Annotated in this window: 9 protein-coding genes; 7 read left to right on the top strand and 2 right to left on the bottom strand. The window is 66.8% G+C overall.

The genetic code is table 11. From position 1 onward, the window contains the following. Nucleotides 1-30 precede the first annotated feature (30 nt). Nucleotides 31-1395: a metalloprotease PmbA gene (gene pmbA, locus AC6LKD_RS31820; protein ID WP_013391405.1), complete on the bottom strand. Its 1365-nt coding sequence runs from the start codon at nucleotides 1393-1395 to the stop codon at nucleotides 31-33. Nucleotides 1396-1453: 58 nt separating this feature from the next. On the opposite strand from pmbA, the gene yjgA reads away from it, so the two are divergent. The 6 genes from yjgA (at nucleotide 1454) to AC6LKD_RS31790 (ending at nucleotide 6401) form a co-directional block, all read left to right on the top strand. Beyond that, the gene (gene yjgA / locus AC6LKD_RS31815; RefSeq protein ID WP_207471004.1) at nucleotides 1454-2005 is read left to right on the top strand and encodes a ribosome biogenesis factor YjgA; all 552 of its coding nucleotides are present in this window, start codon (nucleotides 1454-1456) and stop codon (nucleotides 2003-2005) included. Between the two features lie 19 nt (nucleotides 2006-2024). Then, nucleotides 2025-2702 carry an alpha/beta hydrolase gene (locus AC6LKD_RS31810; protein WP_498118469.1) on the top strand — a complete coding sequence of 226 codons (678 nt, stop codon included), beginning with the start codon at nucleotides 2025-2027 and terminating at the stop codon, nucleotides 2700-2702. A gap of 340 nt (nucleotides 2703-3042) precedes the next feature. Then, nucleotides 3043-4047, top strand: coding sequence for an ABC transporter substrate-binding protein (locus AC6LKD_RS31805; protein WP_498118468.1), 1005 nt, complete (start codon nucleotides 3043-3045; stop codon nucleotides 4045-4047). After that, nucleotides 4047-4859 (top strand): ABC transporter ATP-binding protein, encoded by an 813-nt coding sequence (locus AC6LKD_RS31800; protein WP_041654829.1) that lies wholly within the window; start codon nucleotides 4047-4049, stop codon nucleotides 4857-4859. Before AC6LKD_RS31805 ends, AC6LKD_RS31800 begins: the two co-directional genes overlap by 1 nt. A 3-nt stretch (nucleotides 4860-4862) precedes the next feature. Beyond that, nucleotides 4863-5699, top strand: coding sequence for an ABC transporter permease (locus AC6LKD_RS31795; protein ID WP_498118467.1), 837 nt, complete (start codon nucleotides 4863-4865; stop codon nucleotides 5697-5699). A 9-nt stretch (nucleotides 5700-5708) separates the two neighbouring features. Further along, nucleotides 5709-6401 (top strand): isochorismatase family protein, encoded by a 693-nt coding sequence (locus AC6LKD_RS31790; RefSeq protein ID WP_498118466.1) that lies wholly within the window; start codon nucleotides 5709-5711, stop codon nucleotides 6399-6401. Between the two features lie 12 nt (nucleotides 6402-6413). Here the strand turns inward: AC6LKD_RS31790 and AC6LKD_RS31785 are convergent, their stop codons facing one another. Continuing rightward, a complete protein-coding gene (locus AC6LKD_RS31785) occupies nucleotides 6414-8855 on the bottom strand; it encodes a bifunctional acetate--CoA ligase family protein/GNAT family N-acetyltransferase (RefSeq protein ID WP_498118465.1) in 2442 nt (813 codons plus the stop codon). 120 nt (nucleotides 8856-8975) lie between these two features. Here AC6LKD_RS31785 and gltX point away from each other — a divergent pair, with 120 nt between their 5' ends. Further along, entirely contained in the window at nucleotides 8976-10382 is a 1407-nt protein-coding gene (gene gltX / locus AC6LKD_RS31780) for a glutamate--tRNA ligase (protein WP_492276911.1), read from the top strand. Nucleotides 10383-10435: the final 53 nt, after the last annotated feature.

Genomic DNA, 10435 nt, shown 5'->3' with positions numbered 1-10435 from the left:
GCGCATGGCGCCGCGGCTGCATCCGAGAGATCAGGTTCCGGCAATGGCCATCTGTTCGATCAGGATCGAACCGGTGGTCTTGGTGCCGCGCGAAATCGTGTCGGCGCCTATCGCCACGATCTGCTTGAACATGTCGGCCAGATTGCCGGCAATGGTGATTTCCTGCACCGCGTGCTGGATCTGGCCGTTTTCCACCCAGTAGCCGAACGCGCCGCGCGAGTAGTCACCGGTGACGTAGTTGACGCCCTGCCCGATCAGTTCGGTGACGAGAAAGCCCGTGCCCATCTTCTTGAGCATGGCTTCGAAGTCGTCGCCGCGGCGGGTGCGGGTGGAGCTGAACACCAGGTTGTGCGAGCCGCCGGCATTGCCGGTGGTGACCATGCCCAGTTTGCGGGCGGTGTAGGAAGACAGGAAATAGCCTTCCAGCACCCCGGCCGACACCACGTTGCGGCGACGCGTGCGCACGCCTTCGTCGTCGAAGGGCGAGCTGCCCATGGCGCCGCGGATGTGCGGGTCTTCGGTGAGGTTGATGTGGTCAGGGAAGATGGGCTTGCCCAACGCGTCCAGCAGGAAGCTGGCCTTGCGGTACAGCGCGCCGCCGTTGGCGGCCTGGGTCAGCGCCCCCACCAGCCCCAGCGCCAACGGCGCTTCGAACAGGACCGGGAACTTGCCGGTGCGGATGCGGCGGGCCGACAGGCGCGACAGCGTGCGCTCGGCGGCGTAGCGGCCGATGGCTTCGGGCGAAGCCAGCTTGGCCGGATCGCGCTCGGAGCTGTACCAGTAGTCGCGCTGCATGCCGTTGCCACGGCCGGCGATGGGCGCAACCGACAGGCTGTGGCGGGAGTACGGATAGCCGCCCAGGAAGCCGCGCGTGTTGCCCATCACGAATTGGCCTTCGTAGGTGCCCACGGTGGCGCCATCGGTATTGGTGATGCGCGCATCGACCTCGCGGGCGGCGCGCTCGGCGCGCAGCGCCAGCTCGGCGGCCTCTTCGGTGGACACGCTCCAGGCGCGGTGCAGGTCCAGGTCGGGGAATTCGGTGGCCAGCTGGTCGGCGTCGGGCAGGCCGGCGGCCGGATCGGCGGCGGTGTGGCGCGCGATATGCCAGGCGGCTTCGACTGTCTGGCGCAGCGCGGCTTCGGAAAAGTCGGAGGTGGAGGCGGAACCGCGGCTCTGGCCGGCGTAGACCGTCAGGTCCAGGGAGCGGTCGCGGGTCTGTTCGACGGTTTCGATGTCGTTCTTGCGCACGGACACCGACAGGCCCAGGCTTTCCGAGACTTCCGCCGCGGCGTCGGAGGCGCCGATCTGGCGCGCATAGGCGAGGGTTTGTTCGACGAGTTCGGAAAAACGCGCGTGATTCGCCGCCAGCGGCAAGGATGAGGAGGTTTTAACCATTGCAGTCCAATTTGCAGAGACGGTTATCATAGCCAAGTCTGTCATTGCGCAGTTTTCCATGAATTCCCATACTGAAGAAGAATCCGTCGACGACGGTTACGACGAGAACGGCTACGACCGTCCCAGCAAGTCCCAGGTCAAGCGCGAAATGCACGCCCTGCTGGACCTGGGCAAGCAGCTGATCGACCTGTCCCCCGAACGCCTCAAGCAATTGCCCCTGGCCGAGCGCCTCTATGAGGCGATCCGCACGGCGCAGCGCACCACCGGACGCGAGGGCAAGCGGCGCCAGGTTCACTTCGTGGGCAAGCTGATGCGCGACGCGCCGGCCGACGAGATCCGCACCCAGCTCGACATCTGGGAAAACGGCTCGCGCGAGGAAACCGCCGCCATGCACCGGCTGGAAACGCTGCGCGACCGCCTGCTGGACGACGACGAGGCCTTGACCAAGTTGCTCAACAGCAATCCGCAAGCCGACGTCCAGCAACTGCGCGCGCTGATCCGCGCCGCCCGCAAGGAAAAGCAGGCCAACGCCGCCCTGCTGCAAGGCCAGGAGCCGCAAAAGAAGCACTATCGCGCGCTGTTCCAGGCCCTGAAGACCCTCACCCTCTGATTTTCACCGTCCGCCGTCCATGAACGCTCCGACCGACCTGCTCGATTGCATCGAGATCGAAACCGCCCCCAATCCCACGCATGCCGTGATCTGGCTGCACGGCCTGGGCGCCGACGGCAACGACTTCGCGCCCATCGTGCCGGAGCTGGACCTGCCGGCCGGCGCTTCGGTGCGCTTCGTGTTCCCGAACGCGCCGGTGCAGCGCGTGACGATCAATAACGGCATGGCGATGCGCTCCTGGTACGACATCCTGGTCATGGACCTGGTGCGCGTCGAGGACGCCCGCGGCATCCGCGCCTCGGAAGCCGCCATCCACAAGCTGATCGCACGCGAGAACGCCCGCGGCATTCCTACTTCCAGGATCGTGCTGGCGGGCTTTTCGCAGGGCTGCGCCATGACCCTGCATACCGGCATCCGCCTGCCGGAAAAGCTGGCGGGCATGATGGGTTTGTCGGGCTATCTGCCGCTGCTGGATACGGCCGAGGCCGAGCGCCACGACGCCAACCAGGACACGCCCATCTTCCTGGCCCACGGCCAGTACGATCCGGTGGTGTCGCTGCCGCGCGCCCAGGCCTCGCTGGCCGAACTGCAGCGGCTGGGCTACGACGTGCAATGGCACACCTACCCGATGCCGCACTCGGTTTGCGCCGAGGAAGTGGCCGACATCTCGAAGTTCCTGAACCAAGTCCTGGTCTGAAGTGAAGACCATGCAGGGCCGCTCCCGGCAGCCCTGATCCCGGCGGATGGGCGCTGCGCGCCCTGCCGGTCCATCGCAGGCCCTGGCGGCCTGCGATTTCATTTTGTATACCAACTAGCATTCCAGCCTGAATTTTTAGCGGGCCGAGCTTCTCTCGTCCATAGAGAAAAACGCCAACTGCAAAATGCTTGTCGCCTCATTGTATTGAATATAGTATTCGATCCAAGCCTTACCGGCCCGGGCAACCAGTTCGGGCTTCCCTGTTGTTGTTGTCGATCCATCCCATTGGCCGTGTTGCGCCGGGTTTCGGCGTGGCATTCAAGACGCAGGAGAAAGTCCCGTGAAATCCTTGCCATCGCCCCGTCTGGCGGCTGCGGCGCTGCTCGCGCTGCTCGCCCCCCTGGCCGCCCAGGCCGAAGCCCTCAATCCCCCCGTGAAGGTCCGCTACGAAGAAGTGGTGCGGTCCATTCTTTACGTGCCGAAATACGTGGCCCTGTCGCAGGGCTACTTCAAGGACGCCGGCCTGGACGTGTCCATGAAGACCTCGCAGGGCACGGACAAGGGCATGACCGCGCTGCTCTCCGGCAGCGCCGACATCGTGCTGATCGGCCCCGAGGCGTCCATCTACGTCCATAACAGTGAATCGCCGGTCAAACCCAAGATCTTCGCCGGACTGACCGCCACCGACGGCTTCTTCCTGCTGGCGCGCAAGCCGGTGGAGAAGTTCGACTGGTCCATGCTCAAGGGCAAGGAGGTCATCGGCTTTCGGCCCGGGTCCAATCCCATCGTGTTCCTGGAAACGGCGCTGCGCAAGCACGGCGTGGATCCGCAAAAGGACGTGAAGCTGCTGAACAACATCGGCATCCCGGCGCGCGCCGGGGCATGGATGGCCGGCCAGGGCGAGTACGGCATCTTTCTTGAACCCGAGGCCGGCGAACTGGTGCGCAACGGCAAGGGCTACATCGTCGCCTCGGTGGGTCATGAAGTCGGCCAGGTGGACTACACCGTATTCACGGCCACCGACAAATACATCCGCGACAACCCCAAGGTCATCCAGGCCTGGACCAATGTGGTGGCGCGGGCCGAAAAGTATGTGAAAGACACGCCCGCCGCCACGCTGACGCCGCAAATCATGACTTACTTCCCCGGCATGGACCAGGCCGCTGTGACTGAAGCCATCGAACGCTACAAGCAATACCAGATCTGGAAGACCACGCCGCTGGTGACGGCCGAGGCCATGAACCAGTTGCAGGACATGCTGATCGCCAGCGCGGTCATGAAGGACAGCGCCCGCGTGAAGTACGAGGACGTGGTGGTGACCGACTTCGCCAAGAAGGCCCAATGATGGGCGCCGTCATCCACAATCTGAAGCCGGATCCCGCCACGGCCAAGATCGAACTGCGCGAGGTCTGTCTTTCCTACTTCACCCAGGAAGGCGAGACCGAGGCACTGGCCAACGTGTCGTTCACGCTGGCGGCGGGCGAATTCGTCAGCCTGATCGGGCAAAGCGGCTGCGGCAAGAGCACGCTGCTGTCCCTGATCGCCGGGCTGATTCCGCCCACCTCGGGCGCGGTGATGATAGACGGCCAGGCCGTGACCAAGCCCAATCCGCGCATCGGCTACATGCTGCAGCAGGACTACCTGTTCGAGTGGCGCACCATCCTGGACAACGTCATGCTGGGCGCGGAGATCCAGGGCCGCCGCGACGCGCGCAGCGAGGCGCGCGCCGTGCACCTGCTGGAGAAATGCGGGCTGGGCGCCTTCCTGTCGCACACGCCGCGCCAGCTGTCCGGCGGCATGCGGCAGCGCGCCGCGCTGGCCCGCACCCTGGTCACCGAGCCTGACGTGATCTTGCTGGACGAGCCCTTCTCGGCGCTGGATTCGCAGACGCGGCTGGCGATCTCCGATGAAGTGGTGGACATCCTGCGGCGGGAGGGCAAGACCGTCGTGCTGGTCACCCACGACATCGGCGAAGCCATTGCCATGACGGACCGCGTGATCGTGCTGTCGCGCCGGCCCGGCCGCCTGAAGAGCCAGTACCGCATCCACTATGGCGACGGGACCCGGCCGACGCCGTTCCAGGCGCGCTCGCGGCCTGAATTCAATACCTACTTCAAACAGCTGTGGGACGAGCTGGACGTCCACGTGGAGGGTTGACCCATGAACGCGCCCGTCGCCAATACCGTTCCGCTACGCGCCGTGCGCGCGCCCAGCGAGAAGTACCTGAACTACCTGCAACGCGACCGCGCGCGGCGCAGGCATATCCGCATTGCGCAGGCCCTGCTGCTGCTGATTTTCCTGTGCGCCTGGGAAATCCTGCCGCGCATGCACGTCCTCAACCCGCTCCTGACCAGCTATCCCAGCGCGCTGTGGCCGACGTTTATCGAGCTCTGGAACAACGGCCAACTGGGCAAGCACATCATGACCACGCTGAGCGCCACGCTGGTGGGCTTCGGCCTGAGCATGGCGATCGGCATCGTGGTGGCCGCCGCACTGTGGTGGTCGGACTTCCTGTACAAGGTGCTGGACCCCTTCCTGGTGGTGGCCAACGCCATGCCCAAGATCGCCTTCGTGCCGATCTTCTATCTTTGGCTGGGTTCGGACTACGCGGTGTACGGCATGGCCGTGGCGATCGCGGTGTTCGTGACCATCATGGTGATCTATGCGGGCTTTCGCGGCATAGACCTGAACAAGGTCAAGCTGGCCCATACCTTCGGCGCCAGCCGCTGGCAGGTGCTGACCAAGGTGGTGCTGCCGGGCAGCGTGCCCACGCTGATCGCGGCCGTGAAGATGAATATCGGCCTGGCGCTGGTCGGGGTGATCGTGGGCGAGTTCCAGTCTGCGGATTCCGGCCTGGGCTTTCTCATCATGAACGGCAGCCAGGTGTTCAAGCTGAACATCGTCATGACCGCCATCGCCATACTGGCCCTGATCTCCAGCGTGATGTACCTGATCGTCTACCGCATCGAAGCCGCCATCGCGCGGCGCTACGGATAAGGAGCCGCCATGGAATTCCCGCAATGGGTGCAGGACCGCGTGATCGCCCGCCAGGGCCGCCTGCACCCCTATGACGAGCTGCCGGCCGCGCGCCTGGCGGTGGTGGTGGTGGACATGCAGCAGTATTTCACCCTGCCCGGCTATCAGGGTGAATGCGCACCGGCGCGCGAGATCATCGCGCCCATCAACCGCCTGTGCGACGCAGTGCGCGCCGCGGGCGGCACCATCGTCTGGGTGCAGACCGCCTCTGACAATGCCGACTTGTTCTGGTCGCACCACCACCGCGTGATGCTGACGCCGGAGCGCAGCGCCCGGCGCCTGGAAACGCTGCGCCGCGACGCTCCCGGCTACGCGCTGCACCCGGACCTGCATGCGCGCGACACTGACCTGCGGGTGACCAAACGCTTCTACAGCGCAATGGCGCCTGGCTCTTCCGAACTGGAGCCGCTGTTGCGCGGGCGCGGCGTGGATACGCTGCTGATCGCCGGCACGGTCACCAACGTGTGCTGCGAATCCACCGCCCGCGATGCCATGATGCGGGACTTCCGCACCATCATGGTGGACGACGCGCTGGCCGCGGTCACGCCGGCCGAGCACGAGCACGCGCTGCACGGCTGGATGCTGTTCTTCGGCGACGTGCTGTCGGTGGACGAATCGATCGCGCGGCTCAAGCCCGCCCAGACGGTCCGGAAGACCGCCTGAACGAGCCTGATATCAGGCCAGGTCCAGCCACACCCGGCGCATGGTCGGGTCTTCCGGATCCGCGTCGTTGGTGAAGCCCAGGCTGGTCATCAGCGCCAGCATGGGCCGGTTGGTCGACAGCACCAGGCCGTCGATGTACTCCAGCCCCTGCTCGCGCGCCGCATCGATCAGCGCCGTCATGAGCTGGCGGCCCAGGCCGCGCCGCTGCCAGTCGTCGCCGATCACCAGGGCGTACTCCGCTCCCCGGCCGTCCGGATTGCGCAGGTAATGCGCGAAACCCACCAGCACCTCTCGCGGATGGCCGCGGTTGGCCGGGTTCGGCACCTGCGTGGCGGCCACCAGGGCCAGCTCGCGGTGGTAGTCCACCTGCGTGTAGCGCGACACCATGCGCGGCGTCAGCTCGCGCATCATGGAGACGAAGCGCATGTAGCGCGAACGCTCGGACAGGCCGCGGATGAATTCCTGCAGCGGGTCGGCGTCCTCGGGACGGATGGGACGCAGCACCCAGGGAATGCCGTCCGCGAAGCGGCGCACCTGCACCAGCCGCGCCGGATACGGATGGATCGCCATATGCGGATAGCCGGCAGTCTGCGGCGTTGCGCAGCCCGGCTTCTCGGTCAGCGTCATGCGCAGTCCGCCGGCGCGCAGATGCGTTTCGCCGGCATATAGCGGGTCGATGTCCAGGGACTCGATGTCGGGCAGTTCCGACACCAGCTCGGACACCAGCACCACCGCCTGCTGCAAGGCCTCGGCGGCCATGTGGCCGATGCGCGGCGCCAGCACGCGGCGCCATAGCCGGCTGCGCTCGATCAGCTGGCGGGCCAGGAAACCGTTGAGCGGCGGCAGGTCGACGCCGCGGTCGGACTGGGACAACACCGCGTCGGGACCGCCCGCGCCGAAACGGATGACCGGGCCGAACTGGGGATCGCGCCGCACCCGGATCGCCATGGGGCGGGATTCCGGCTCGGCGGTCGCCACGTCCATCGGCGTGTCGCGCAGCGGCACGTAGAACAGGGCCAGCAGGCTGCGGATTTCGGAAGTGTTGAGCTCGCGCCGGCACTCGGCGCGCACGCGCGCCAGGATCTCGCGCGCGGCCGTCAGGTCCGGCACGTGGGTGGCCGGTTCCGGCGGCTGCGTCTGCAGCAGCAGTTGCTGGTTGTAGTGATGGGTCGCCAGCACGCCGAAAGCGTCCGCGGCCGATTCGGGCGTGCGGAACGCCGAAGTGCCCGCGTCGTCCAGCATGCGCCGCAGCGGCCGCATGCCGGCGTCGCCCATGAAACAGGTCACCACCGGCTTTTTCGCCTTGGGCGCGATCTGCGCCAGCTCGCGCGCCACCGCCGGCATGTCCGCCAGCGCGTCGGGCGCCAGCAGCACCAGCACGCCGTCCACACCGGCGTCGTCCAGCACCGCGTCCAACATGGCGCGGATGCGCTCCGGGGTCAGCGGCGTGAAGGTGATGACGGGATTCGCCGTGGCCGCGTCCGGCTCCAGCATGGCCACCAGCGCGCGCTGGGTCGCCGGTGCGAGTTCGGCGCGTAGCACGGCGGCGTCGGGGCCGATCAGGTCCATTGCCAGCTGCGGAGGCCCGCTGCCGTTGGAGATCAGCGCCACGCGCCGGCCCTTGGGGCGGCGCGTATAGCCCAGCACCTTGACCGCCGAGAACAGCTGCACGAAGTAGCGCACACGGACCGCGCCCGCGCGGCGCAGGGCCGCGTCGAAGATGGCGTCGGCGCTGTCGGTGTCCGCGCGCCCCGCCTTCAGCACGATCACGGGCTTGACCGAGGCCGCGGCGCGCAAGGTGCTCATGAATTCGCGGGCCGGGCCCACGTCTTCCAGATAGAGCACGATGCTGTCCGTGCGCGGATCGCTGGCCAGGTAGTCCAGCACCTTGGACAGGCCCACCACCGCCTCGTCGCCCAGCGACACGGCGGTGGAAAAGCCGATGTGCACGTCCTCGGCCCAATCCATGACCGCGGCCATGATGGAGCGCGACTGCGCCAGCAGCGCCACGCGGCCGGCGCGCGCCAGCACCGGGTGCTGGCTCAGGTTCAGGCCGGCGTGCGGCCGCTGGGCGCCGAAAGAGCGCGGACCCAGCAATTCGCAGCGGTTTTCCTCGGCCCAGGCGCGGCACAGCGCCAGCGTGCCGCGCGGATAGGGATCGGGCAATTCGTGGGGCAGCAGGATCACCGAACGCGGCGCCAGGGGCGACAGCCGCCGCAGTGTTTCCGGCAGGACTGCCGGCGACACGCAAACCAGGGCCAGATCGGGCCGCTCGCCCTGGGCCAGGCCTTGCAGCGTGTCCGGCAGATCCGGCGCGGCGCCGACTGCGCAGGCAACCACCGTGGTCTTGCCCTTGAGCGTGGGCGGCAGCGAAGCCGCCGCCGGCAGCGGCCGGTCGGCGACGATCACCAGCGAGGCGGGCTCGAACATCGGGGCGAGAGCGTGTCGCAACATGGTGTTAGCAGGCCCTAATCTAAAATACCCTTCATCGTAACAAGACAACCCCGCCCTACGTTTGACTTGGGCCCAGCCTGACGCCGATTTGTGGCGCCGCAGCCGCTATCATTGCCACCTATGACTTCCAACGCCTCTACCCCCATTCGTACCCGTTTCGCGCCTTCGCCCACGGGTTTCCTGCATCTGGGCGGCGCACGCACCGCGCTGTTCTCCTGGGCCTTCGCGCGCCACCATCAGGGCACCTTCGTGCTGCGCATCGAAGACACGGACGTCGAACGCTCCACGCCGGAAGCGGTGCAGGCCATCCTGGACAGCATGGACTGGCTGGGCATGCAGCCCGATGAAGGCCCCTTCTATCAGATGCAGCGCATGGACCGCTACCGCGAAGTGGTCGCGCAGATGCTGGCCGCCGGCACCGCCTACCATTGCTACAGTTCGCCCGAGGAAGTGGAAGCCATGCGCGAAGCCGCCCGCGCACGCGGCGACAAACCGCGCTACGACGGCACCTGGCGTCCCGAGCCCGGCAAGACCCTGCCGGCCATCCCCGAAGGCCGCAAACCCGTGGTGCGCTTCAAGAACCCGCAGGAAGGCGCGACCTCCTGGAACGACATGGTCAAGGGCACGATCAGCTTCGACAACACCGAACTCGACGACCTGATCATCGCGCGCCCGGACGGCACGCCCACCTACAACTTCTGCGTCGTGGTCGACGACTGGGACATGGGCATCACCCACGTGCTGCGCGGCGATGACCACGTCAACAACACCCCGCGCCAGATCAACATCCTGCGCGCGCTGGGCGCCGCCCTGCCCGAGTACGGCCACGTGCCCATGATCCTGGGTCCGGACGGCGAAAAGCTGTCCAAGCGCCACGGCGCCGTCAACGTCATGGAGTACGACAACGAAGGCTATCTGCCCGAGGCCATGGTCAACTACCTGGCGCGCCTGGGCTGGAGCCACGGCGACGACGAACTCTTCTCGCGCGAACAACTGGTGTCTTGGTTCGACACCAAGCACCTGTCCAAGTCGGCCTCGCAGTGGGATCCGAAGAAGCTGAACTGGGTCAACGCCCACTACATCAAGCAGATGGACAACGCCGAACTGGCCGAGCGCGTGGCGCCGCGCGTGGCGAACCGCGGCGGCCATCCGGAAAAGATCGACCTGCCGGGCGTCATGGGCCTGTTGAAGGACCGCGCGGAAACGCTGGAGCAACTGGCCGACGGCGCCATGCTGTTCTGCGCCGAGTTCAAGGGCGCGCCCGCCGAGCTGGCCGAGCAGCACCTCACCGCCCCCGCGCGCGAAGCGCTGGCCGACTTCGCCCAGCGCGCCCAGGACACGGACTGGACTCGCGAAGCCCTGTCCGCCCTGATCAAGGCCGTGCTGGCCGATCGCGGCATGAAGATGCCGCAACTGGCCATCCCGCTGCGCGTGGCCGTCACCGGCCAGACCCAGACCCCGGCCGTGGACGCGGTGCTGGCCCTGCTGGGCAAGCAGACGGTGCTCAAGCGCCTGGCAGCGATCTAAACGCATCTGCCGAAAACACCGCGGGCCTTGCTCATTCCAGGATGAGCAAGGCC

Source organism: Achromobacter sp. D7-1 (assembly GCF_059760445.1).
The sequence above is the reverse complement of the archived record's forward strand: the minus strand, read 5'-3'. Positions and strand labels throughout refer to the sequence as shown.

Excerpts from the sequence above, each read along its gene's own strand:
- AC6LKD_RS31795 (WP_498118467.1), top strand. The coding sequence starts at position 4,863 with ATGAACGCGCCCGTCGCCAATACCGTTCCGCTACGCGCCGTGCGCGCG.
- yjgA (WP_207471004.1), top strand. The coding sequence starts at position 1,454 with ATGAATTCCCATACTGAAGAAGAATCCGTCGACGACGGTTACGACGAG.
- AC6LKD_RS31800 (WP_041654829.1), top strand. The coding sequence starts at position 4,047 with ATGGGCGCCGTCATCCACAATCTGAAGCCGGATCCCGCCACGGCCAAG.
- pmbA (WP_013391405.1), bottom strand. The coding sequence starts at position 1,395 with ATGGTTAAAACCTCCTCATCCTTGCCGCTGGCGGCGAATCACGCGCGT.
- AC6LKD_RS31810 (WP_498118469.1), top strand. The coding sequence starts at position 2,025 with ATGAACGCTCCGACCGACCTGCTCGATTGCATCGAGATCGAAACCGCC.
- AC6LKD_RS31785 (WP_498118465.1), bottom strand. The coding sequence starts at position 8,855 with ATGTTGCGACACGCTCTCGCCCCGATGTTCGAGCCCGCCTCGCTGGTG.
- AC6LKD_RS31790 (WP_498118466.1), top strand. The coding sequence starts at position 5,709 with ATGGAATTCCCGCAATGGGTGCAGGACCGCGTGATCGCCCGCCAGGGC.
- gltX (WP_492276911.1), top strand. The coding sequence starts at position 8,976 with ATGACTTCCAACGCCTCTACCCCCATTCGTACCCGTTTCGCGCCTTCG.